Raw genomic sequence first — 25,152 nt, 5'->3', positions numbered from 1 at the left:
TCAAGGATTGCCTCGTAGAAGCCGTTTCATCAACAGTGCCGGCAGGCTTTTTCGCGTATCGACAATGATATGGATGAAAACCGTTTTTTCTCGCACCTCATAAATAATCCGGTTCATTCCCAAAACAATCTGGCGGTATTGGCCGAGATTGAGCTTCTCGATTTCTTCGGGGATTGATCCTGAATAGGGCAGATCGGCGAGGCCGAGAATCGCAGTCTTGAGATCGGCATAAGTGCTTTGCCAAATTTGCAATGAGAACTGTCTGACGAGGTAGGTGCGAAGTTCTTTGAGATCTGCTTGTGCGGACTGGAGAATAACGACCTTTAAACTCATTGATGATCGGCCTTGTCCATTTCGGCAAACACATCTTCAGCATCACTGAACTTGCCTTCTTCGATCTCCCGATTACCCATCGCCAACAGTTTCAGCAAAGCCATTGTGCCTTCTTGCTCTTCAAAGCTTTTCACATCCATAACCACTAGCTTGGCTTCACCGTTTTGAGTGATTACCAGCGGCTCGCGACTTTCTGTGATTGATTTGACGATTTCGGCCGTGTGGCTTTTCAGGTAACTGATCGGTTTGATTTGCGATGAAAGCTTCATGATTGAACCCCGCCAAATTGAACAGGACTGAGTTTAGTCCTAATTCAGTCCAGCGTCAGTGCGAGCTGACCAACGTGTTCCAATTTCCACATTTCTTCGTCTCTGATGTCGCCTTCGCGAGAAAACTCGCTCCTTGTGGATCTGTGAACGATACAGAACCATTGTAGGAGCGAGCTTGCTCGCGAAGGGGCCAGAAGCAGCACCGCTTAAATGCGGAAACTACCCACCAACTGCTTCAACCGCGCCGCCTGCTGCTCCAGATCCGAGCACGCGCGCAACGTTGCCTGCAAGTTCTCCACACCTTCCTGATTCAGCGTGTTGATCTCGTTGATATCGACATTGATCGACTCGACCACAGCGGTCTGCTCTTCCGTCGCCGTCGCCACCGACTGGTTCATCCCGTCGATCTCGCCGATGCGCTGAGTCACGCTGCCCAGGCGCTCGCCGGCCTGGTTGGCGATGCCGACGCTGCTTTCGCTCTCACGCTGGCTCTCGGTCATGATGTTGACGGCCTGGCGTGCGCCGACTTGCAGCTCTTCGATCATCTTCTGCACCTGCTGCGCCGAATCCTGAGTGCGGTGCGCCAAGTTGCGCACTTCGTCCGCGACCACCGCGAAACCACGACCGGCTTCACCGGCACGCGCCGCTTCAATCGCGGCGTTAAGTGCGAGCAAGTTGGTCTGCTGGGAAATGCTGGTGATCACTTCAAGAATCTGACCGATGTTCACCGTGTTGCTGTTCAGGGTTTCGATGTTGCCGCACGAATCACTGATCTTCGCCGACAACTGCTGCATGGCTTGAATGGTTTTATCCACAACCTGCTGACCGTCGACCGCGAGGCTGCGCGCGTCGCTGGAATGCTGCGAGGCGAGGGCGGCGTTCTGGGCGATTTCCTGCGCGGCGGCGCCCAGTTGGTTGATCGCCGCAGCAACGCTGTTGGTGCGGGTGGCTTGCTGGTCGGAGTTGTACATGGACGAGTTCGAGGCCGCGACCACGCGCAGGGCGACTTCGTTGACCTGGCCGGTGGCCGAGGACACTTCGCGGATCGAGGTGTGAATGCGCTCGACGAAACGGTTGAACGAAGTGCCCAGCGCGCCGAATTCGTCGTTGCCATGAATCACCAGACGTTTGGTGAGGTCGCCTTCACCTTCAGCGATGTCGTGCATGGCGCGGCCCATGGTCAGCAGCGGCTGCATCAACACACGGATCAGCATGCCGAGCAGGGCGATGATGATCACCACGGCAATGACCATGGCGATCAGCGCCGAGGTGCGGAATTCGCTGAGCATCGCGAACGCGGTGTCTTTATCCAGCACCAGCGCCACGTACCAGTCCGCCGACGGCACGCCGTTGACGCGGGTGAAGGAGATCAGTTGGGTCTTGCCGTCGAACTCGACTTCTTTCAGGCCCGGACTGACTTTCGGCGCGCCATTCGGGTAGGCCTCGGCGAGGGTCTTGAGCACCAGTTTGCTGTCCGGGTGAATCAGGATCTTGCCCTCGCTGCTGACGATGAACGCATGGCCGTGGCCGCCGAAGTTCAGCGAGTTGATGATCGCGCTGACGCTGGTCAGATCGATGTCGGCACCGGCAACGCCGAGCATCTGGCCCTGGCGCTGAACAGGTGTTGCGACGGTGATCACCAGTTTGCCCGAGGACGCGGCGATGTACGGTTCGGTGACGATGGTCTGCTGCGCGCTGTTGGCCGCTTTGTACCAGCCACGGGCGCGTGGATCGTAGTCCGGCGCGCGGTTGCCGGCAGGCACCGAGAACATCACGCCGTCGGCGCCACCGAAGTAGCTGAGCTGGAAATTGCCGGTGTAGGCGGGCAGGTCGATGATGCGTTTCAGGCTGGCGGGGGCGTTACCGTCGACGGCCACTTGCTGCGACAGCGATTGCAGCAACTGAATGCGGCTTTCCAGCCAGGTCTGGATGTTGCTGGTGGTCAGGCTGCCCAATTCCTGCATCGAGGCTTCGGTGCTGCTGCTCAGGGCTTCGCGCTGTCGATAATCGTTGAAGAAAATGAAACAGGCGAACGCAACGGCCACCACGAGGGCGGCCGCCAACAAGATCTTGTGGCTGAATTTCATGTTTCTGGTCATCGAATGAACTACCGCGAAGGGGCTGGTCAAGAAAGGGCGGCAATTTGCCACACCCGAGGGCTTTGCGCTGCTCTTATTTCGACCGCGGCGCGCCAAAGATTAGGCGTCTTTGGCGAAAGGCGACGAAATGCGCAATAGCCCTACAAAGTGTCTGATTTGCCGGCAAATGCCGGACGAGCGGAGTAACAAATAGCCAGCCCGGCAGGGAACCAGACAGGGGTTTTCTCTTCTAAGCTTCTGGTTGGCGCCATGCCATCCCCCTTCCGTTCCAGGAGTTACACCATGTCGCTGCGATCTCTCGCCCTTCTGACGTTTTGCGTGCTGTTGGCCGCATGCAGCAAGGTCAATCAGGAAAACTATTCGAAGCTCTCGGCCGGCATGGCCAAGGCCGAAGTCGAGACTCTGCTCGGCAAGCCCACCGATTGCTCGGGCGCGCTCGGCATGTCCAGTTGCACCTGGGGCGACAAGAACAGCTTTATCAGCGTGCAGTACGCCGGTGACAAAGTGCTGATGTTTTCCGGCCAAGGCCTGAAGTAAACCGGGGCTTCGCGCCCACGGAGAAAAAAAATGAAGCGGTTATTGCTGATCCTTTTTGCCGGCCTGGTACTGGCCGGCTGCGCCACTTCCGGCGTCGACCCATTGGCACCGAAAACGGCCAACAGCGTCAATCTCAAGCGCTATCAGGGCACCTGGTATGAACTGGCGCGTTTGCCGATGTACTTCCAGCGCAATTGCGCGCAATCCGAAGCCCATTACACCCTCAAGCCTGACGGCAATGTCGCGGTGCTCAATCGCTGCCTGACTCCGCAATGGCAGTGGGAAGAGGTCAAGGGCACGGCTTATCCACAGGTGCCGGGCAAGACCGACAAGCTTTGGGTCGAATTCGATACCTGGTTTTCACGCCTGATTCCGGGTGTGGCGAAAGGCGAATACTGGGTGTTGTACGTCAGCGATGACTACAAGACCGCCATCGTCGGCGACTCGAGTCGCAAGTACATGTGGCTGCTGTCACGCACACCGACTGTCAACGGCGTGGTGCGTGAAGAGCTGCTGAGCAAGGCGCGTCAGCAGGGTTATGACACCACGCGACTGATCTGGCGTGCGACAGATCGGCAGATGGCCAAGACCTCGAATTAAGCATCGCCACCAATCAAAATGTGGGAGCGAGCCTGCTCGCGAAAGCGGTGTATCAGTCAACATTTCAGTCGACTGATACGGCCTCTTCGCGAGCAGGCTCGCTCCCACATTTTTGTTTTGTGTCAGCCTAAAAGGTCACGCAGGACCTGGGTGAAGGCACGTGCACTGTCCTCTTCCCCGGCATGCCGCCCATCGCGTACAACCCACTGGCCATTGACCAGCACATCGCGCACCTGACGATCGCCACCGGCAAACAACCAGCGATTCAAAATTCCGTCGCCATTGGCCGTCGCCAGATACGGGTCATTGCCATCGAGCACGATCCAGTCTGCACGCTTGCCCACTTCCAGCGCCCCGATCGGCTGCCCCAACGCCTGTGCCCCGCCATCCAGCGCCGCGTCATACAGCGTGCGCCCGACCATCGGCTGATCCGCACCGTACAAACGGTTACGCCGCTGATCGCGCAGACGCTGGCCGTATTCCAGCCAACGCAATTCCTCCACCACGCTCAGCGACACATGGCTGTCGGAACCGATGCCCATGCGCCCGCCCTGCGCGAGGAAATCCACCGCCGGAAAAATTCCGTCACCCAGATTTGCTTCGGTGGTCAGACACAGGCCGGCAATGGCGCGACTCTTGGCCATCAGCGTGACTTCTTCAGGGTTGGCATGAGTGGCGTGGACCAAGCACCAGCGCTGATCGACTTCGGCATTTTCATACAGCCATTGCAGCGGACGCCGACCGCTCCAGCTCAGGCAGTCGTCGACTTCCTTCTGCTGTTCGGCGATGTGGATGTGCACCGGGCATTGCTTGTCGCTGGCGGCCAGTACTTCGCTGATCTGCTGCGGCGTTACCGCGCGCAACGAGTGGAAGCACAGGCCCAGCGATTGCGCCTTTTGCTGCGCCAAAATTGGCTGCAGGCGCGATTGCAGATTCAGGTAATTTTCGGTGCTGTTGATAAAGCGGCGTTGGCCATCGTTGGGCGTCTGGCCACCGAAACCGGAGTGGCTGTAGAGCACCGGCAGCAGGGTCAGACCGATGCCGCTTTCACTTGCGGCCTGGCTGATGCGCAACGCCAGCTCAGCGGGATCGGCATAAGGCTGGCCATTGCTGTCGTGGTGCACGTAATGAAATTCTGCAACGGATGTGTAACCAGCCTTGAGCATTTCGATGTACAGCTGACGGGCGATAATGCCGAGCTGATCCGGGCTGATTTTTCCGACGAGGCGATACATCAAATCGCGCCAGGTCCAGAAACTGTCATTCGGATTGCCGGCCACTTCGGCCAGTCCAGCCATCGCTCGCTGGAAGGCATGGGAGTGCAGATTCGGCATGCCCGGCAGCAACGGGCCGCTCAGCCGTTCGGCGCCATCTGCGGTGGAATCGGCCTGGATTTGGGTCAGCAGGCCCTCGGCGCTGACCTCAAGACGTACATTGTTGGCCCATCCGTTAGGCAGCAGCGCGCGTTCGGCAAAGAAGGCGGACATGGTTCAGCACCCCATCGTGTGTTATTTGTATATACATATACAGACGTTTGCCTGCCCGGTAAACTCCGGCAAGCTAGCCACTTTCATCAATGAACAGGGATCAACCGTGCCGACTCTGCCTCCAGTCTCCCCGTTGGCCGCGAACATGGGCGACAGTCCGGCGCCCTTGTACGCCCGCGTCAAACAGATGATCACCCAGCAGATCGACAGCGGAAACTGGCCGCCGCACTACCGCGTGCCGTCCGAGAGCGAACTGGTCAATCAACTCGGTTTCAGCCGCATGACCATCAACCGTGCGCTGCGCGAGATGACCGCCGATGGCCTGTTGGTGCGCATGCAAGGTGTCGGCACTTTCGTCGCCGAACCGAAGAGCCAGTCCGCGTTATTCGAAGTGCATAACATCGCCGACGAAATCGCTTCCCGTGGCCATCGCCACACTTGCCAGGTCATTACCCTCGAAGAAGAGGCCGCCGGTTCCGAGCGCGCGCTGGCGCTGGACATGCGTGAAGGGCAGAAGGTGTTCCACTCGTTGATCGTGCATTACGAAAACGACATCCCGGTGCAAATCGAAGACCGTTTCGTCAACGCGCTGGTTGCCCCGGAATACCTCAAGCAAGACTTCACTCTGCAAACGCCTTACGCCTATCTCAATCAGGTCGCGCCGCTGACCGAGGGCGAACACGTGGTTGAAGCGATCCTCGCTGAATCTTCCGAGTGCAAATTGCTGCAGATTGAAAAAGGCGAGCCGTGCCTGCTGATTCGTCGCCGCACGTGGTCGGGGCGTCAGCCGGTGACCGCTGCACGTTTGATTCATCCGGGTTCTCGTCATCGTCTGGAAGGGCGGTTCCATAAATGAGTGCACTTAAGGTTTTACGCGCTGAGGGTTACCCGCGTATGCCGTGGAAAAACGGCGGCGGCAGCACCGAGGAAATCACCCGTGATGCCGGTGCAGGGCTCGACGGTTTTGGCTGGCGCCTGTCGATTGCCGACATTGCCGAGTCGGGCGGTTTTTCGACGTTCGCCGGTTACCAGCGGGTGATCACCGTGTTGCAGGGTGACGGCATGACCTTGTGTGTAGACGGCGACGATACGCGGCCGCTGTTACCGCTCGACTCGTTTGGCTTTAGCGGTGAAAGCCAGGTGTCCTGCACACTACTCGGTGGCGCGATTCGCGATTTCAACCTGATCTACGCACCGCAGCGTTACAGCGCGCGGTTGCAGTGGCTGGATGGCGAGCAGCGATTCTTCAGCTCGGCGGGGACGGTGTTGGTGTTCAGTGTCAGTGAGCTGTTGCAAGTGCAGGTCGGTGACAGTGTTTCGCAACTCGGTCGCCATGATTGCCTGCAACTGGACGGTAACAATGGCTTGGTTGAAGTGTCCGTTGATGCGGGTTGCTGTGTCATTGAGCTGACTGCCCGCTAGTTAATAATCCCCTCTGATCATTCCCACGCTCTGCGTGGGAATGCATCCCATGACGCTCTGCGTCACCTCTATTGAAGCGGACGCGGAGCGTCCATGGCGGCGTTACCACGCAGAGCGTGGGAACGATCAGGATTCTGTTTCCATCCTCGCACCAACTTGTTACCGAACGCCCCAGGGTGGCGCAAAGCCACGCTCATCTAAGCAAATCCAAACTGCACAAAATCTCTCCCCGAAAAATTTCATCCACGCCAGAACCCTCGATTCAGGCGCCCTCCAGCCCTGTCCGCAACTTTTCTTGAGCACCCCTCCAACAAGTTGGCCGCTTGATTGCATATGCTTGTATGTACAAGTAAAGACGTATGCGTATGAGTTGTTCGAGACTCTCCGCAGAGTCCACTGATTCGCCTGGCGCGCATTGATGCACGCAGGCTGCTTGCCCACTGCCAGGGTTGGTTTGAATTGATCGCTGAGGAGTCTTTTTCGTGACTGACAATAAGCCTACAAAGTTTCGCAACGTTGAGATCCGCGCTGCCCGCGGCAACACGCTGACCGCCAAGAGCTGGCTGACCGAAGCGCCGCTGCGCATGCTGATGAACAACCTCGACCCGGAAGTCGCCGAGAACCCGAAAGAACTGGTGGTCTACGGTGGTATCGGTCGCGCCGCGCGTAACTGGGAGTGCTACGACAAGATCGTCGAAAGCCTGACCAACCTGAATGACGACGAGACCCTGCTGGTGCAATCCGGCAAGCCGGTCGGCGTGTTCAAGACCCACAGCAATGCCCCGCGCGTACTGATCGCCAATTCCAACCTCGTCCCGCACTGGGCGAGCTGGGAGCACTTCAACGAACTCGACGCCAAGGGCCTGGCCATGTACGGCCAAATGACCGCCGGCAGCTGGATCTACATCGGCAGCCAGGGCATCGTTCAAGGCACCTACGAAACCTTCGTTGAAGCCGGTCGCCAGCACTACAACGACAACCTCACCGGCAAGTGGGTCCTGACTGCCGGCCTCGGTGGAATGGGCGGCGCACAACCTCTGGCGGCAACCCTCGCCGGCGCCTGCTCGCTGAACATCGAATGCCAGCAAGTCAGCATCGATTTCCGCCTGAAAAGCCGTTACGTCGACGAGCAAGCCAAAGACCTCGACGACGCTCTGGCACGCATCGACAAGTACACCAAAGAAGGCAAAGCGATTTCCATCGCGCTGCTGGGTAACGCTGCAGAAATCCTCCCGGAACTGGTCAAGCGCGGTGTGCGCCCGGACATGGTCACCGACCAGACCAGCGCCCACGACCCGCTCAACGGTTACCTGCCAGCCGGCTGGACCTGGGACGAATACCGCGCCCGCGCCAAAACCGAACCGGCCGCTGTAATCAAAGCCGCCAAGCAGTCGATGGCCGTGCACGTCAAAGCCATGCTGGAATTCCAGAAGCAAGGCATTCCGACCTTCGACTACGGCAACAACATCCGTCAGATGGCGCAGGAAGAAGGCGTCGAAAACGCGTTCGACTTCCCGGGTTTCGTACCGGCTTACATCCGTCCGCTGTTCTGCCGTGGCATCGGCCCGTTCCGTTGGGCGGCGCTGTCGGGTGATCCACAAGACATCTACAAAACCGACGCCAAGGTCAAAGAGCTGATCCCGGACGACGCGCACCTGCACAACTGGCTGGACATGGCCCGCGAGCGCATCAGCTTCCAGGGGCTGCCGGCACGTATCTGCTGGGTCGGTCTGGGCCTGCGCGCCAAGCTCGGTCTGGCCTTCAACGAGATGGTCCGCAGCGGTGAGCTGTCGGCGCCGATCGTGATCGGTCGCGACCACCTCGACTCTGGCTCGGTCGCCAGCCCGAACCGTGAAACCGAATCGATGCAGGACGGTTCCGACGCCGTGTCCGACTGGCCACTGCTCAACGCTCTGCTGAATACCGCGAGCGGCGCGACCTGGGTTTCCCTGCACCACGGCGGCGGCGTCGGCATGGGCTTCTCGCAGCACTCGGGCATGGTGATTGTCTGTGACGGCACGGACGAAGCGGCCGAGCGTATTGCGCGCGTCCTGCACAACGACCCGGCCACCGGCGTTATGCGCCACGCCGATGCCGGTTACCAGATCGCCATCGACTGCGCCAAGGAACAGGGGCTTAACCTGCCGATGATTACCGGTAAATAACGCAAAACCCTGTGGGAGCGAGCCTGCTCGCGAATGCGGTCTGTCAGCCAACACACATGTTGAATGTGCTGACGCCTTCGCGAGCAGGCTCGCTCCCACAGTAGTGCGCAAGACGCTCAGTGAACTCGAAAAACAATCCACAGAGGTTGAATCATGGCTGTCAACACCGATCGTGCAAGCAACAAACCGTTGATCGAAAGGCGTTCGATCGACTACATCCCGGAAGCGGAAAGACACGGTCGTCTGTTTAGCCAGTTCACCCTGTGGATGGGGGCGAATCTGCAAATCACCGCAATCGTCACCGGGGCCTTGGCCGTGGTGCTGGGCGGTGATGTGTTCTGGTCATTGATCGGTCTGTTGATCGGTCAATTGCTCGGCGGGGGGGTGATGGCGCTGCATGCCGCGCAAGGACCGAAGCTCGGACTGCCGCAGATGATTTCCAGCCGCGTGCAGTTTGGCGTTTACGGTGCGGCGATTCCGATCGTCTTGGTATGCCTGATGTACCTGGGTTTCACCGCAACGGGCACGGTACTTTCCGGCCAGGCGCTGGGCCAGTTGTTTGGCGTCAGCGACAGTGTCGGCATCCTGATTTTTGCCAGCGTCATCGTGCTGGTGACGGTGCTCGGTTATCGGGTGATCCACTGGATCGGCCGTGTCGCCAGCGTGATTGGCGTGATCGCTTTCGTCTTCCTGTTCTGGCGTCTGATGAGTCAGACCGATGTCGGCGCACTCCTGCAAATCCGCCACTTCAGCTGGAGCAGTTTCCTCCTCGCGGTGTCGCTCGCAGCCTCCTGGCAGATCGCGTTCGGCCCTTACGTGGCTGACTATTCCCGTTACCTGCCGAGCAACACCTCGGCGGTGAAAACCTTCTTCGCTGCCGGTGCCGGTTCAGTGGTTGGCGCACAAGTGGCGATGATCCTCGGCGTGTTCGCCGCCGCTTCAGCCAACGGCCAGTTCGCCGGTCATGAAGTGGCTTACATCGTCGGTCTGGGCGGCACCGGTGCCACCGCCGCGCTGCTGTACTTCAGCATCGCGTTCGGCAAGGTGACCATCTCGACACTGAACTCCTACGGCAGCTTCATGTGCATCGCAACCATCATCAGTGGTTTCAAAGGTCACCTGACCGTAACGCGCATGCAACGTCTGGTGTTCGTGCTGGTCATCGTTGGCACGGCGACCTTGATCGCGCTGCTCGGCCAGCACTCGTTTCTCGGTGCGTTCAAGTCTTTCATCCTGTTCCTGCTCGCCTTCTTCACCCCATGGAGCGCGATCAATCTGGTGGATTACTACTGCATCACCCGCGAGCGTTATGACGTGCCGGCACTGGCCAATCCGAACGGCCGCTACGGTCGCTGGAACCTGCTCGGCATCAGCGTTTATGTGTTCGGTGTGCTGGTGCAACTGCCGTTCATCTCCACCAAGTTCTACACCGGCCCGCTGGTGGCCGCCCTCGGTGATGTGGATATCTCCTGGATCATCGGTCTGGTGTTGCCGGCCGTCGTCTACTACGTGTGCGCGAAAAAATGGCACAGCGCGGTACCCGATCAACTGATTCTGCCGGTCGAGCAGAACAGCGTTGTACAACCTAAAACAAGCGGGGCCGGTCGCGCTGCGGCGCAGGCCTGATTTGGACGTGGACAGGGCTGGATGCCTCTTGACTGCCGTAAGCCAATTCATGATTAGGAGCGTCACAACAATGAAATCGAACAAGACCCTGCTGACCACATTGCTGTCCATGGGCCTGCTGGCCAGTGCCGGTGCGACCCAAGCTGCCGGCTGGTGCGAATCGGGCAAGCCGGTGAAGTTCGCCGGCCTGAACTGGGAAAGCGGCATGCTGCTGACCGACGTCCTGCAAGTGGTGCTGGAGAAAGGTTACGACTGCAAGACCGACAGCCTGCCGGGCAACTCCATCACCATGGAGAACGCCCTGAGCAGCAACGATATTCAAGTGTTCGCCGAAGAGTGGGTCGGCCGCAGCGAGGTCTGGAACAAGGCCGAGAAGGCCGGCAAGGTCGTCGGTGTCGGCGCTCCGGTCGTCGGTGCTGTCGAAGGTTGGTACGTGCCGCGCTACGTGATCGAAGGCGATGCCAAGCGCAAGCTTGAGCCAAAAGCCCCGGACCTGAAAAACATCGCTGATCTGGGCAAATACGCCGCCGTGTTCAAGGACGCCGAAGAGCCTTCCAAAGGACGTTTCTACAACTGTCCGGCCGGCTGGACCTGCGAGCTCGACAACAGCGAAATGCTGAAAAGCTACGGCCTCGAAAGCAGCTACACCAATTTCCGCCCGGGCACCGGCCCGGCGCTGGATGCGGCGGTGCTGTCGAGCTACAAGCGCGGCGAGCCGATCCTGTTCTACTACTGGTCGCCAACCCCGCTGATGGGCCAGGTGGATCTGGTCAAACTCGAAGAAAAACCGGGCGTCGACAAGACCGTAAGCATCAAGGTCGGCCTGTCGAAAACCTTCCACGAACAGGCGCCGGAACTGGTCGCCGTGCTGGAAAAGGTCAACCTACCGATCGACCTGCTGAACCAGAACCTCGGCCGCATGGCCAAGGAACGTATCGAGTCGCCAAAACTGGCGAAAATCTTCCTCAAGGAACATCCTGAGGTCTGGCATGCGTGGGTGAGTGAAGACGCAGCCAAGAAAATCGACGCGGCGCTGTAGGTCGATACCTCCCGGTCAACCGTGAGGCTGGCCGGGAGATATGCCGTAAACGCTTGATTGAGATTTCTGATTGAGAGCCGCTTATGTTTCCCGAAAGCTTTACCTTTTCCATCGCCGACTGGGTCAACGGTTGGGTCGATTCGCTGGTCACCAACTACGGTGATGTGTTCCGCCATATCTCCGACACCCTGCTGTGGGCCATCGTCAACCTTGAAGGCTTGCTGCGTGCGGCGCCGTGGTGGTTGATGCTGGCGATCGTCGGTGTGGTTGCCTGGCACGCAACGCGCAAAGTCGTGACCACGGCGGTCATCGTCGGTCTGCTGTTCCTCGTCGGCGCCGTTGGCCTGTGGGACAAACTCATGCAGACACTGGCGCTGATGATGGTCGCGACGATCATTTCGGTGCTGATCGGCATTCCGCTGGGGATTCTCTCGGCGCGTAGCAATCGCCTGCGTTCGGTGCTGATGCCGCTGCTCGACATCATGCAGACCATGCCAAGTTTCGTGTACCTGATCCCGGTGCTGATGCTGTTCGGTCTGGGCAAGGTGCCGGCTATTTTCGCCACGGTGATTTACGCCGCGCCACCGCTGATTCGCCTGACTGATCTGGGCATTCGCCAGGTTGATGGTGAAGTGATGGAAGCCATTAACGCATTCGGCGCCAACCGCTGGCAGCAACTGTTCGGTGTGCAACTGCCGCTGGCCCTGCCGAGCATCATGGCCGGGATCAACCAGACCACCATGATGGCCCTGTCGATGGTGGTGATTGCCTCGATGATCGGTGCCCGTGGCCTCGGTGAAGATGTGTTGGTGGGGATTCAGACCCTCAACGTCGGGCGTGGCCTTGAGGCCGGTCTGGCGATCGTGATTCTCGCAGTGGTCATCGACCGCATTACTCAGGCATACGGTCGGCCACGGCATGAGGTGAGCAAATGAGCGACGCAACCGTGAGCAAGATCGAAGTCAAAAACGTCTTCAAGATTTTCGGCAACCGCGCCAAGGATGCGCTGGCCATGGTCGGCCAGGGCAAGACCAAGGATCAGGTGCTGAGCGAAACCGGTTGCGTGGTCGGGGTCAACGACCTGTCGTTGAGCATCGGCACCGGCGAGATCTTCGTGATCATGGGCCTGTCCGGCTCCGGCAAATCGACGCTGGTGCGTCACTTCAACCGCCTGATCGACCCGACCAGCGGCGCGATCCTCGTCGACGGCGTCGACATCCTGCAATACGACATGGATGCCCTGCGCGAATTTCGCCGGCACAAGATCAGCATGGTGTTCCAGAGCTTCGGCCTGCTGCCGCACAAGACTGTGCTCGACAACGTCGCCTACGGCCTGAAAGTCCGTGGCGAGAGCAAGCAGATGTGCGCGGAACGCGCGCTGCACTGGATCAACACCGTGGGCCTCAAAGGCTACGAAAACAAATACCCGCACCAGCTCTCCGGCGGCATGCGTCAGCGCGTCGGTCTGGCCCGTGCCTTGGCGGCGGACACCGACATCATCCTCATGGATGAGGCGTTCAGTGCGCTGGATCCGCTGATCCGCGCGGAGATGCAGGACCAGTTGCTGGAGCTGCAAAAGACGTTGCACAAGACCATCGTCTTCATCACTCACGACCTCGACGAGGCGGTGCGTATCGGCAACCGCATTGCGATTCTCAAGGATGGGAAGTTGATTCAGGTCGGCACGCCGCGCGAGATTCTGCATTCGCCGGCGGATGAGTATGTCGACCGCTTCGTACAGCGGCGAGCGGCGGTGGTTTAAGCAGTTTTGTGTTGGCTGCGCGGTCCTCTTCGCGAGCAGGCTCGCTCCCACAGGAGACTGCATTCCAATGTGGGAGCGAGCCTGCTCGCGAAGGCGGCGGCACAGCTGTATCAATGTTCGGATGAGGTTAATGATGTCCCAGGCTGAAAAAATCGTTATCACCGGCGCCCCTCTGCGTTGGCAGGACGTGGTCGCCGTCGCTCGTCACGGCGCGCAACTTGAGCTGTCCAGCGACACCTGGGCGCGTATCGAAAACGCCCAAGGCATCGTCCAGCGCATCGTCGAAAGTGGCGAGCGCGCCTATGGCGTCAACACCGGCCTGGGCGGTTTGTCCAACGTTTCCCTGAAAGACGAACAGCTCAGCCAGCTCTCGCGCAACACCTTGCTCAGCCATGCTTGCGGCGTCGGCCCGGTACTCGCCGACGAGCAGACCCGCGCGATCATCTGCGCCGCCATTCACAACTACAGCCACGGCAAATCCGGCATTCACCGCCGGGTCGTCGAAGGGCTGTTGGCGCTGCTCAATCGCGGCATCACCCCGCAAGTGCCGTCGCAAGGTTCGGTGGGTTATCTGACCCACATGGCGCACATCGGCATCACGCTGCTCGGCGTCGGCAATGTCAGCTATCGCGGCCAAGTTGTTTCCGCACAACAGGCGTTGGCCGAAGAAGGTCAGCAACCGGTGCAACTCGGCGCGAAGGACGGTTTGTGTCTGGTCAACGGCACGCCGTGCATGACCGGCCTAAGCTGTCTGGCGATTGCCGACGCAACGCGATTGGTGCAATGGGCCGACGTCATCGGCGCAATGAGTTTCGAAGCCCAGCGCGGCCAGATCGACGCGTTCGATGCCGAGATCATCGCGCTAAAACCGCACCCGGGCATGCAGCAGGTCGGCATCAATCTGCGCGCCTTGCTCGATGGCAGTGAAGTGATCGCGTCGAGCAAAGGCATTCGCACTCAGGATGCGCTGAGTATTCGTTCGATTCCGCAGGTACACGGCGCCGCGCGTGATCAACTCGACCATGCGATCAAGCAGGTCGAAGCCGAACTCAACGGCTGCACTGATAACCCGCTCCTGCTGGGCACGCCGGACAATTTCCGGGTGATGTCGCAAGCCAACCCGCACGGGCAATCGGTGGCGATGGCGGCGGATCTGCTGGCGATTGCCATGGCCGAAATCGGCTCGATTGCCGAGCGTCGCCTCGATCGTTTGGTCAACCCGCACGTCAGTGGTTTGCCGGCGTTTCTGGTGGCCAATCCGGGGGTGAACTCCGGGATGATGATCGTCCAATACGTCGCCGCGTCGCTGTGTGCGGAAAACCGCCAACTGGCGCAACCGGCGGTGCTCGACAACTACATCACCTCGGGCCTGCAGGAAGATCACTTGAGCATGGGCACCAATGCCGCGCTGAAGCTGCATCGCGCGCTGGAAAACTGCACGCAGATCCTCGCCATCGAGTACCTGCTGGCGGCGCAGGCGTTTGAATTCCTCAAGGAACAGCGCTTTGGCATGGGCACTGACCGCGCTTGGCGACTGCTGCGCGAAACGGTCCCGGCCTACGATCAGGATCGCTGGCTGGCGCCGGATATCGCTGCCGCTGCGAGCGTTTTAAAAGAACCGAATTCGCTGCACAACGTTCTATCGAATTTGCACTGAAAAACTACCCTGCCAGCGTGCCAAGGCGCCGGATGCCCACAAGGCTGAAAGCGACGGATAACGGAATGCTCCGGAGCGAATGGCAAGTTAATAACAAACTCTCAAAAGGAGCATTTAAATGACTGCGCTGAACCTGATTCCCGGCCAACTGAGCCTGGCCCAACTGCGTGACGTCTACCAGAACCCGGTCAAGCTGACGCTCGACAACAGCGCATCGCAGCAGATCGAAGCCAGCGTCGCCTGCGTCGAGCAGATCCTCGCCGAGAACCGCACCGCGTACGGCATCAATACCGGTTTCGGCCTGCTGGCCTCGACGCGCATCGCTAGCGAAGACCTCGAGAACCTGCAGCGCTCGCTGGTGTTGTCTCACGCCGCCGGTGTTGGCGTGCCGATCAGCGATGAGCTGGTGCGGCTGATCATGGTGCTCAAGGTCAACAGCCTCAGCCGTGGTTTCTCCGGTATCCGCCGCGTGGTGATCGATGCGCTGATTGCGCTGATCAATGCCGAGGTCTATCCGCACATTCCGCTGAAAGGTTCGGTGGGCGCTTCGGGCGATCTGGCGCCATTGGCGCACATGTCGTTGGTGCTGCTGGGCGAGGGCAAGGCGCGCTACAAGGGTGAGTGGATGGAAGCCACTGAAGCGCTGAAAGTCGCCGGCCTGACGCCGCTGACTTTAGCGGCTAAAGAAGGTCTGGCGCTGCTCAACGGTACTCAGGTTTCCACCGCGTTTGCATTGCGTGGTCTGTTTGAAGGTGAAGACCTGTTTGCCGGTGCCCTGGCGCTGGGCGGTCTGACGGTTGAAGCAGTATTGGGTTCGCGCTCGCCATTCGATGCACGTATTCACGCTGCGCGTGGCCAGAAAGGTCAGATCGACGCCGCTGCTGCTTACCGCGATCTGCTCGGTGAGCGCAGCGAAGTCTCCGATTCGCACCAGAACTGCGAGAAAGTGCAGGATCCGTACTCGCTGCGCTGCCAGCCGCAAGTCATGGGCGCTTGTCTGACGCAGTTCCGTCAGGCCGCTGAGGTCTTGGCCGTTGAAGCCAACGCCGTTTCCGACAACCCGCTGGTCTTCGCTGCTGAAGGCGATGTGATTTCCGGCGGTAACTTCCACGCCGAACCGGTGGCCATGGCCGCTGACAACATGGCATTGGCCATCGCTGAAATCGGCTCGCTGAGCGAACGCCGTATCTCGCTGATGATGGACAAGCACATGTCGCAACTGCCGCCGTTCCTCGTTGCCAATGGCGGCGTGAATTCCGGTTTCATGATCGCTCAGGTGACAGCAGCGGCACTGGCCAGCGAAAACAAGGCCTTGTCGCATCCGCATTCGGTGGACAGCCTGCCGACTTCGGCTAACCAGGAAGACCACGTGTCAATGGCCCCGGCGGCTGGCAAGCGGCTGTGGGAGATGGCCGAGAACACTCGCGGGATTCTGGCGGTGGAATGGCTGGCGGCGGTGCAGGGTCTGGATCTGCGTAACGGTCTGAAGACCTCGGCGAAGCTGGAACAGGCGCGGGCGATTTTGCGTAAGGAAGTGCCGTTTTATGAGAAGGACCGCTTCTTTGCGCCGGACATCAATGCGGCAACTGAACTGTTGGCTTCGCGGTGTTTGACTGAGCTGGTTCCGGCGAAGCTTTTGCCTAGCCTTTAACCCTACACACTGATCGTTCCCATGCTCCGCGTGGGAATGCAGCCCGTGACGCTCCGCGTCACTGGACGCAGAGCGTCCCCTGAGGCATTCCCACGCAGAGCGTGGGAACGATCACCAGCCCCAACGGAGGCCAACAGTGAAAACCCTCTGGCAACACTGCCACGTCGCAACCATGGCGCAGGGCGTCTACTCGATCATCGAAGATGCGGCCATCGTGACGTCCGGCGAGCTCATTGAATGGATCGGCCCGCGTAATCAACTGCCATCCGGCGAATACCCGGCGGTCAATGATCTGCAGGGCGCGTGGGTCACGCCCGGCCTGATCGACTGCCACACCCACACGGTGTTTGGCGGCAACCGCAGTGGCGAGTTCGAAAAACGCCTGCAAGGTGTCAGCTACGCGGAGATCGCAGCCTCCGGCGGCGGCATCGCCAGCACCGTGCGCGCGACGCGCGAAGCGACTGAAGACGAGCTGTTCGCCAGCGCCGCGAAACGCCTGAAAAGCCTGATGCGCGACGGCGTGACCACGATCGAAATGAAATCCGGCTACGGCCTCGATCTGGTCAACGAACGCAAAATCCTCCGGGTCATCCGCCGTCTGCAGCAAGAGCTGCCGATCAGCGTGCGCAGCACCTGCCTCGCGGCCCATGCGTTGCCACCGGAATACAAAGATCGCGCCGACGACTACATCGATCTGATCTGCAACGAAATGCTCCCCGCGCTCGCCGCCGAAGGTCTGGTCGATGCCGTGGATGCGTTCTGCGAATACCTGGCGTTCTCGCCAGAGCAAGTCGAGCGCGTGTTCATCGCCGCGCAAAAACTCGGTCTGCCGGTGAAGCTTCACGCTGAACAACTGTCGTCGCTGCACGGCTCCAGCCTTGCCGCGCGCTATAAAGCGTTGTCCGCCGATCACCTGGAGTTCATGGACGAGGCCGACGCCATCGCCATGGCCGAGTCCGACACCGTCGCGGTGCTGCTGCCGGGCGCGTTCTACTTCCTGCGCGAAACCCAGCTGCCGCCGATGGACGCTCTGCGCAAGCACAAGGTGAAGATCGCCATCGCCAGCGACCTCAACCCCGGCACCTCGCCGGCGCTGTCGTTGCGCCTGATGTTGAACATGGCCTGCACCTGTTTCCGCATGACCCCGGAAGAAGCCTTGGCCGGTGCGACCATTCATGCTGCACAAGCGCTGGGCATGGCCGCCACCCACGGTTCGCTGGAGGTCGGCAAGGTCGCGGATTTCGTCGCTTGGCACATCGATCGTCCGGCGGATCTGGCCTATTGGCTGGGTGGCGATCTGGACAAACGCGTCGTGCGTCACGGCGTCGAATCAAGTCTGTAGGAGAGCGGTTGTGGATAAGGTTTTGAACTTCAAACAAGGCCGCGTGCCGCTGCTGATCAGCATGCCGCATGCCGGTGTGCGCTTGACGCCTGCGGTGGAAGCCGGGTTGATCGCGGCCGCGAAAAGCCTGCCGGACACCGACTGGCATATTCCTCAGCTTTACGATTTTGCTGAAGAGTTGGGTGCGAGCACGTTGGCGGCTGAGTACTCACGGTTCGTCATCGATCTGAATCGTCCGTCCGACGACAAGCCGCTGTACGTCGGGGCGACCACCGGGCTGTACCCGGCGACGTTGTTCGATGGCATTGCGTTGTTCCGCGAAGGGCACGAGCCATCGAAAGAAGAGCGCGCAACCTATCTGGAGCAGATCTGGACGCCGTATCACCGCACGCTGCAGGAAGAGCTGGCGCGACTGAAGGCTAAATTCGGTTACGCGCTGCTGTTCGATGCGCACTCGATTCGCTCGATCATCCCGCACCTGTTCGACGGCAAACTGCCGGACTTCAACCTCGGCACCTTCAATGGCGCCAGTTGCGATCCGCAACTGGCTGCACAACTGGAAGCGATCTGCGCACGCCACGGCGATTACAGCCATGTCCACAACGGGCGCTTCAAGGGCGGTCATATCACCCGTCATTACGGCAACCCGGCGCAGAACATCCACGCGGTGCAACTGGAACTGGGCCAGTGCACGTACATGGAAGAGTTCGAACCGTTCTGCTATCGCGCCGATCTGGCCGAGCCCACGCGGGTGGTGCTCAAGGAGTTGCTGCAGGGCTATCTGGCTTGGGCAAAGTCTCACTACAGCGCATAACCCCTGTGGGAGCGAGCCTGCTCGCGAAGGCGTCCGTGCAGCCAACATCTACGTTGAATGACACGCCGCATTCGCGAGCAGCCTCGCTCCCACAGGATGGTGTACACCCTTTGAAGTTTATGGCTGACAAACGGTGACAGCGAGCGAGCATGCTCATTGACGTAAATCGGGTTTATGATGCCCAACGGCAGAATAATAGAAGTCCCCCCAGGGATGACCTCGACCCCTTACGGAGCGCGCAATGCAGACTTTGTTTCCGCAGATCAAACCTCACGCCCGGCACGATCTGGCTGTCGATGACACCCATACGCTGTATGTCGACGAAAGCGGTTCACCGGAGGGTTTGCCGGTTGTGTTCATTCATGGCGGCCCCGGCGCCGGTTGCGACGCGCAGAGCCGTCGCTATTTCGATCCGAACCTCTATCGCATTGTCACCTTCGACCAGCGCGGCTGCGGTCGCTCCACCCCGCACGCCAGCCTGGAAAACAACACCACCTGGGATCTGGTCGCTGACCTTGAGCGCATCCGCAAGCATCTGGGCATCGACAAATGGGTGCTGTTTGGCGGTTCGTGGGGTTCGACCCTGGCGCTGGCTTATGCGCAAAGTCACCCTGAACGGGTTCACGGCCTGATCCTGCGTGGGATCTTTCTCTGCCGTCCGCAGGAAATCGAGTGGTTCTATCAGGCCGGTGCCAGTCGTCTGTTCCCTGATTACTGGCAGGATTACATCGCACCGATCCCGCTGGACGAGCGCGATGACTTGCTCAGCGCTTTCCACAAACGTCTGACCGGCAACGACCAGATCGCCCAGATGCACGCGGCCAAAGCCTGGTCGACCTGGGAAGGGCGCACCGCGACCCTGCGGCCGAACCCGCTGGTGGTCGATCGCTTCTCCGAGCCGCAGCGCGCACTGTCGATCGCGCGGATCGAATGCCATTACTTCACCAACAACGCCTTCCTTGAGCCGAACCAGCTGATTCGCGACATGGGCAAGATCGCCCATCTGCCGGGCGTGATCATTCACGGTCGCTACGACGTGATCTGCCCGCTCGACAATGCCTGGGAATTGCACCAGGCCTGGCCGAACAGCGAACTGCAGGTGATCCGCGATGCTGGCCATGCTGCTTCCGAGCCGGGCATCACCGATGCATTGGTACGCGCCGCAGGCAACATGGCCCGGCGCCTGCTCGATCTGCCGCCCGAAGAAGCATGAAGGGGCTTTTACAGCGCGTACGCGGTGCGCGGGTTGAAGTGGCAGGCGAAGTCGTCGGCGCGGTAGATCACGGTTTGTTGGTGCTGGTGGCGGTCGAACCCGACGACACGCGTACCAGCGCCGACAAACTTCTGCATAAGCTGCTTAACTATCGGGTATTCAGCGATGCGGAGGGCAAGATGAACTTGTCCCTCGCCGACGTCGGCGGTGGGTTGCTGCTGGTCTCTCAGTTCACCCTGGCTGCCGACACCAAAAGCGGGTTGCGCCCGAGCTTTTCGACGGCAGCGCCTCCCGCCTTGGGCGAGGAATTGTTCGACTATCTATTAAGCAGTGCGAAACAGGTGCATGGCACAGTGGCATCAGGTAGATTCGGCGCCGATATGCAGGTGCATTTGGTCAACGATGGCCCGGTTACCTTTTTGTTACAGACCTGAAAGCGCTTGAAACACCTTTTTAGGAAATTTCGACTGTTTTTAAGGTGTTTTCGCGATAAATACTTTGTTACCCCTGATGCGTTGTCATGCGGGCTACTAGATAATCGCGCGCACTGGGATCAGCGTTCGCTGGTTCATTTTTGACTTAGGTAGAGACTTGTCTGGATCCGATTGGGGAATCATTTTGCCCCAGCGGAGTCGGAACAATGCTCGCCAACTTGGCAAGGGTGCTCTGGAAGGTCGGCTTTTCACTGCCGAAAATCTCACAGGCACTTCATCTGGCCGTTGGTTTATTGATCTGTTTTCGGCGAGGGTTGCTCGTGATTGTTAGTCCCTGTAATGCAGCAAAAATGTCTGCCAAACGCATGCGAAGTGCCCTGGTAGCGGGTTCGGCGCTCCTGTGCCTGCTCAGCGCCGGTCAGCTTTGGGCGTTCAATCTTGACGATGTATCGGCCAAGGCCAAAGAGCTGGCCGGGCAGAAATTCGAAGCCCCGCGCAGCAACCTGCCGAACGAATTCCGCGACATGAAATTCGCGGACTATCAGAAAATCCGCTTCCTCACCGAAAAGGCTGAGTGGGCTGATCAGAAGACCCCGTTCAAACTGTCTTTCTATCACCAGGGTATGCACTTCGATACACCGGTGAAAATCAACGAAATCACAGCGAACACCGTCGAAGAGATCAAATATGATCCGACCCGCTTCGATTTCGGCGATTTGAAATTCGATCCGAAAGCCACTGAACAACTGGGTTATGCCGGTTTCCGTGTGCTTTACCCGATCAACAAGGCCGACAAGCAAGACGAAATCATGACCATGCTCGGCGCGAGTTACTTCCGCGTTGTCGGCAAGGGCCACACCTACGGCCTCTCGGCGCGTGGTCTGGCGATTGATACCGCGCTGCCGTCGGGCGAAGAATTCCCGCGTTTCCGCGAGTTCTGGATTCAGCAGCCGAAGCCGGGTGACAAGCACCTGGTGATCTTCGCCCTGCTGGATTCGCCGCGCGCTACCGGTGCCTATCGTCTGATCCTGCGTCCGGGCAGCGACACCATTGTCGACGTCAAAGCGCAGATGTTCCTGCGTGACAAGGTCGGCAAACTGGGCATCGCGCCGCTGACCAGCATGTTCCTGTTCGGCGCCAACCAGCCGTCGAAGGTCCTCAACTACCGTCGTGAACTGCACGACTCCAGCGGTCTGTCGATCCATGCCGGCAATGGCGAGTGGATCTGGCGTCCACTGAACAACCCGAAACACTTGGCCGTGAGCAACTTCAGCGTCGAGAACCCGCGTGGTTTCGGTCTGCTGCAACGTGGCCGCGACTTCAGCCACTACGAAGACCTCGACGACCGCTACGACAAGCGCCCAAGCGCCTGGATCGAGCCGAAGGGCGAGTGGGGCAAAGGCACCGTTGATCTGGTAGAAATTCCGACCGCCGACGAAACCAACGACAACATCGTTGCGTTCTGGAGCCCGGAAAAAATGCCGGAGCCGGGCCAGCCACTGGACTTCGCTTACCGCATGCACTGGACCATGGACGAAGCGGCGATTCACGCGCCGGACAGCGCCTGGGTATCGCAGACTCTGCGTTCGACCGGTGACGTCAAACAGTCGAACCTGATCCGTCAGCCGGATGGCAGCGTTGCCTACCTGGTCGACTTTGAAGGTCCATCACTGGCCGCTCTGACGCCGGATGCAGACGTGCGCAGTCAGGTCAGTGTCGGCGACAACGCCGAACTGGTAGAGAACAGCGTGCGCTACAACCCGGAAACCAAGGGCTGGCGCTTGACCCTGCGGATGAAAATCAAGGACGCGAGCAAGTCGACCGAGATGCGTGCCGCCCTGGTTCAGCCAGTCGTGACTGCTGATCTGGCGAAATCGGTGCCAGCGTCCAACTCGTCCGTTGCCAAGGCCGACAAGGTTGCCGCCAAGCAACAAGAGAAACTCGACAAGGAAGCCAAGGCCGCCGAGGCCAAACAGGCCGACGCCAAGCCAGCCGCAGATGCCAAGGACAAGGCTAATAAAGACGCCAAGCAGCCACTGGCTGCGGACGCGGCCCCAGCCACACCGGAATCGGCGCCGACTGAAGAAGTCCTGACCGAGACCTGGAGCTATCAGTTGCCTGCCGATGAGTAACTCTCAAGTACAGCCGGAGACTCTGTCCGAGTATCTGGCGCATCTGCCGATGACCGACGAGCAGCGCGCGGAACTCGCGGGCTGCCAGTCGTTCAGCGAGTTGCATGAACGCCTGTCGTCCTCGACATTCGACGCACCTGCCGAAGCCGCCCAGGCTTCGGTGGGCAAGCGCCTGATCCTGAGCACCGCCGAAGAACTTGAAGACGCGGAAATGCTGGTGCTCGACGCCAGCGGTCGCGTCAGCATGAAGGCGACGCCGCCGATCCGCCGGACCAAAGTCGTACCGGAGCCGTGGCGCACCAATATTCTGGTGCGTGGCTGGCGCCGTATGACCGGTCGCACCAACCCGCCGCAGCCGCCGAAGGACGAAAACGTCCTGCCGGCCGCGCGCTGGCGCACCGTCGGTTCGATCCGTCGCTACATTCTGTTGCTGCTGATGCTCGGCCAGACCATCGTCGCTGGCTGGTACATGAAAGGCATCATGCCGTATCAGGGCTGGTCATTCGTCGATCTGGACGAAGTTCTGCACCAGCCGCTGATGCAAACCGCCACGCAAGTGCTGCCGTATGCGCTGCAGACCAGCATCCTGATTCTGTTCGGAATTCTGTTCTGCTGGGTCTCGGCCGGTTTCTGGACCGCGCTGATGGGCTTCCTCGAGTTGCTCACCGGTCACGATAAATACCGTATCTCCGGCAAAAGCGCCGGCAACGAGCCGATTGCCAAAGACGCGCGTACCGCGCTGGTGATGCCGATCTGCAACGAAGACGTGCCGCGCGTATTCGCCGGTCTGCGCGCAACGTTCGAATCGGTCGCTGCCACCGGTGATCTGGATCGTTTCGACTTCTTCGTTCTCAGCGACAGTAACGACACCGATATCTGCGTCGCCGAGCAACAGGCCTGGCTGGACGTCTGCCGCGAAGCCAAAGGTTTCGGCAAGATCTTCTATCGCCGCCGTCGCCGTCGTGTGAAGCGCAAGAGCGGCAACCTCGACGACTTCTGCCGTCGTTGGGGCGGTGACTACAAGTACATGGTTGTGCTCGACGCCGACTCGGTCATGAGCGGTGAGTGCCTGACCAGTCTGGTGCGCTTGATGGAAGCCACGCCGGACGCCGGGATCATCCAGACCGCGCCGCGTGCGTCGGGCATGGACACCCTGTATGCGCGCATGCAGCAGTTTGCGACCCGTGTATACGGCCCGCTGTTTACCGCCGGTCTGCACTTCTGGCAGCTGGGTGAATCGCACTACTGGGGTCACAACGCGATCATCCGCATGAAGCCGTTTATCGACCACTGCGCCCTGGCGCCGTTGCCGGGTAAAGGTGCGTTCTCCGGTGCGATCCTGTCTCACGACTTCGTTGAAGCCGCGCTGATGCGTCGTGCCGGTTGGGGCGTGTGGATTGCCTACGACTTGCCGGGCAGCTACGAAGAACTGCCGCCGAACCTGCTCGACGAACTCAAGCGTGACCGTCGCTGGTGCCACGGTAACCTGATGAACTTCCGTCTGTTCCTGGTCAAAGGCATGCACCCGGTGCACCGTGCGGTGTTCCTGACCGGCGTGATGTCGTATCTGTCGGCGCCGTTGTGGTTCTTCTTCCTGGTGTTGTCGACCGCGCTGCTGGCGGTGAACACGCTGATGGAGCCGCAGTACTTCCTCGAGCCGCGTCAGCTCTATCCGTTGTGGCCACAATGGCACCCGGACAAGGCCATCGCGCTATTCTCGACGACCATCGTGCTGCTGTTCCTGCCGAAACTGTTGAGCATCATCCTGATCTGGGCCAAGGGCGCGAAAGAGTTCGGCGGCAAGTTCAAGGTGACCCTGTCGATGCTGCTGGAGATGCTGTTCTCCATGTTGCTGGCGCCGGTGCGGATGATTTTCCACACCCGTTTCGTCCTCGCCGCATTCCTTGGCTGGGCCGCGACCTGGAACTCGCCGCAGCGTGACGACGACTCCACGCCATGGAGCGAAGCGGTCAAGCGCCACGGCCCGCAAACCCTGTTGGGCTTCTGCTGGGCGCTGCTGGTGATCTGGCTGAACCCGAGCTTCCTCTGGTGGCTGGTGCCGATCGTCGGTTCGCTGATGCTGTCGATCCCGGTGTCGGTGATCTCCAGCCGTGTTGGCCTGGGCCTGAAGTCCCGTGACGAGAGCCTGTTCCTCATCCCTGAGGAATACAATCCGCCACAGGCGCTGCTGGCGACTGATCAGTACACCCACGAAAATCGTTACCACGCCCTGAACGACGGTTTCGTCCGCGCAGTGGTCGATCCACAGCAGAACGCTTTGGCGTGCTCGCTGGCGACCTCGCGTCACGGTCAGGCCGAGCCGATTGAATGGCTGCGTCAGGAACGTGTGCGTCACGCGCTCAAGGTTGGCCCGGCCGGGCTGAATAACCATGATCGTCTGCAATTGCTGAGCGACCCGGTTGCATTGGCGCGTCTGCATGAGCAGGTCTGGGCTGAAGGTCATGCCGAGTGGCTGGATGCGTGGCGGGCTTCGGTGAAGGCCGATCCGCATGCGCCGTTGCTGCCGTTGCAACCGGTGAGCTTGCAGGCTCAACCGGCCTGATGAAGAA

Annotated in this window: 21 protein-coding genes; 17 read left to right on the top strand and 4 right to left on the bottom strand. The window is 59.9% G+C overall.

Annotated elements, in window-relative coordinates; all coding sequences use genetic code 11:
* The 3 genes from L8H52_RS23095 to L8H52_RS23085 all read right to left on the bottom strand — a co-directional run bounded on the left by L8H52_RS23095 (position 1) and on the right by L8H52_RS23085 (position 2,701).
* On the bottom strand, positions 1-333 hold the full coding sequence (locus tag L8H52_RS23095) for a type II toxin-antitoxin system RelE/ParE family toxin (RefSeq protein ID WP_242208899.1): 333 nt from the start codon (positions 331-333) through the stop codon (positions 1-3).
* Positions 330-602: a type II toxin-antitoxin system Phd/YefM family antitoxin gene (locus L8H52_RS23090; RefSeq protein WP_095120753.1), complete on the bottom strand. Its 273-nt coding sequence runs from the start codon at positions 600-602 to the stop codon at positions 330-332. The genes L8H52_RS23095 and L8H52_RS23090 overlap by 4 nt, the downstream gene beginning before the upstream one ends.
* Positions 603-808: 206 nt before the next feature.
* A complete protein-coding gene (locus tag L8H52_RS23085; RefSeq protein ID WP_242208900.1) occupies positions 809-2,701 on the bottom strand; it encodes a methyl-accepting chemotaxis protein in 1,893 nt (630 codons plus the stop codon).
* 282 nt (positions 2,702-2,983) lie between these two features.
* Here L8H52_RS23085 and L8H52_RS23080 point away from each other — a divergent pair, with 282 nt between their 5' ends.
* On the top strand, positions 2,984-3,238 hold the full coding sequence (locus L8H52_RS23080) for a hypothetical protein (RefSeq protein WP_064388903.1): 255 nt from the start codon (positions 2,984-2,986) through the stop codon (positions 3,236-3,238).
* A 30-nt stretch (positions 3,239-3,268) separates the two neighbouring features.
* Positions 3,269-3,838, top strand: a complete 570-nt coding sequence (locus tag L8H52_RS23075; RefSeq protein WP_242208901.1) for a lipocalin family protein — start codon at positions 3,269-3,271, stop codon at positions 3,836-3,838.
* A 122-nt stretch (positions 3,839-3,960) separates the two neighbouring features.
* On the opposite strand, the gene L8H52_RS23070 is transcribed toward L8H52_RS23075, so the two are convergent.
* Positions 3,961-5,325, bottom strand: coding sequence for a formimidoylglutamate deiminase (locus tag L8H52_RS23070; RefSeq protein WP_242208902.1), 1,365 nt, complete (start codon positions 5,323-5,325; stop codon positions 3,961-3,963).
* A 145-nt stretch (positions 5,326-5,470) separates the two neighbouring features.
* Between L8H52_RS23070 and hutC the strand changes: the two genes are divergently transcribed.
* From hutC to mdoH, 15 genes are all read left to right on the top strand, one after another.
* Positions 5,471-6,181, top strand: a complete 711-nt coding sequence (hutC, locus tag L8H52_RS23065) for a histidine utilization repressor (RefSeq protein ID WP_162130175.1) — start codon at positions 5,471-5,473, stop codon at positions 6,179-6,181.
* Entirely contained in the window at positions 6,178-6,747 is a 570-nt protein-coding gene (locus L8H52_RS23060; RefSeq protein ID WP_242208903.1) for a HutD family protein, read from the top strand. Before hutC ends, L8H52_RS23060 begins: the two co-directional genes overlap by 4 nt.
* 482 nt (positions 6,748-7,229) lie before the next feature.
* The gene (gene hutU, locus L8H52_RS23055) at positions 7,230-8,912 is read left to right on the top strand and encodes a urocanate hydratase (RefSeq protein ID WP_242208904.1); all 1,683 of its coding nucleotides are present in this window, start codon (positions 7,230-7,232) and stop codon (positions 8,910-8,912) included.
* A gap of 153 nt (positions 8,913-9,065) precedes the next feature.
* Positions 9,066-10,538 carry a cytosine permease gene (locus L8H52_RS23050; protein WP_242208905.1) on the top strand — a complete coding sequence of 491 codons (1,473 nt, stop codon included), beginning with the start codon at positions 9,066-9,068 and terminating at the stop codon, positions 10,536-10,538.
* 70 nt (positions 10,539-10,608) lie between these two features.
* Positions 10,609-11,577, top strand: coding sequence for an ABC transporter substrate-binding protein (locus L8H52_RS23045; protein WP_236427899.1), 969 nt, complete (start codon positions 10,609-10,611; stop codon positions 11,575-11,577).
* Positions 11,578-11,660: 83 nt separating this feature from the next.
* Positions 11,661-12,512, top strand: coding sequence for a proline/glycine betaine ABC transporter permease (locus L8H52_RS23040; RefSeq protein ID WP_007949591.1), 852 nt, complete (start codon positions 11,661-11,663; stop codon positions 12,510-12,512).
* Positions 12,509-13,339, top strand: a complete 831-nt coding sequence (locus L8H52_RS23035) for a glycine betaine/L-proline ABC transporter ATP-binding protein (protein ID WP_242208906.1) — start codon at positions 12,509-12,511, stop codon at positions 13,337-13,339. Before L8H52_RS23040 ends, L8H52_RS23035 begins: the two co-directional genes overlap by 4 nt.
* A gap of 133 nt (positions 13,340-13,472) precedes the next feature.
* Positions 13,473-14,996, top strand: a complete 1,524-nt coding sequence (gene hutH, locus L8H52_RS23030; protein ID WP_242208907.1) for a histidine ammonia-lyase — start codon at positions 13,473-13,475, stop codon at positions 14,994-14,996.
* 118 nt (positions 14,997-15,114) lie between these two features.
* Entirely contained in the window at positions 15,115-16,647 is a 1,533-nt protein-coding gene (gene hutH, locus L8H52_RS23025; protein ID WP_242208908.1) for a histidine ammonia-lyase, read from the top strand.
* A gap of 136 nt (positions 16,648-16,783) precedes the next feature.
* A complete protein-coding gene (hutI, locus tag L8H52_RS23020) occupies positions 16,784-17,989 on the top strand; it encodes an imidazolonepropionase (RefSeq protein ID WP_242208909.1) in 1,206 nt (401 codons plus the stop codon).
* A 10-nt stretch (positions 17,990-17,999) separates the two neighbouring features.
* A complete protein-coding gene (gene hutG, locus L8H52_RS23015) occupies positions 18,000-18,803 on the top strand; it encodes an N-formylglutamate deformylase (RefSeq protein ID WP_242208910.1) in 804 nt (267 codons plus the stop codon).
* Positions 18,804-19,044: 241 nt separating this feature from the next.
* Positions 19,045-20,016 (top strand): prolyl aminopeptidase, encoded by a 972-nt coding sequence (gene pip, locus L8H52_RS23010; RefSeq protein ID WP_242208911.1) that lies wholly within the window; start codon positions 19,045-19,047, stop codon positions 20,014-20,016.
* Entirely contained in the window at positions 20,013-20,450 is a 438-nt protein-coding gene (dtd, locus tag L8H52_RS23005; protein ID WP_007909321.1) for a D-aminoacyl-tRNA deacylase, read from the top strand. Before pip ends, dtd begins: the two co-directional genes overlap by 4 nt.
* A 350-nt stretch (positions 20,451-20,800) precedes the next feature.
* On the top strand, positions 20,801-22,582 hold the full coding sequence (locus L8H52_RS23000) for a glucan biosynthesis protein G (RefSeq protein WP_242208912.1): 1,782 nt from the start codon (positions 20,801-20,803) through the stop codon (positions 22,580-22,582).
* Complete coding sequence (gene mdoH, locus L8H52_RS22995) at positions 22,575-25,145, top strand: glucans biosynthesis glucosyltransferase MdoH (protein WP_242208913.1); 2,571 nt, start codon at positions 22,575-22,577, stop codon at positions 25,143-25,145. Before L8H52_RS23000 ends, mdoH begins: the two co-directional genes overlap by 8 nt.
* Positions 25,146-25,152 lie beyond the last annotated feature (7 nt).

The organism is Pseudomonas sp. CROZ-RG-20F-R04-15, assembly GCF_022662375.1.
Taxonomy (GTDB): Bacteria; Pseudomonadota; Gammaproteobacteria; order Pseudomonadales; family Pseudomonadaceae; genus Aquipseudomonas.
This window is presented reverse-complemented; position numbering and strand designations above follow the sequence as displayed.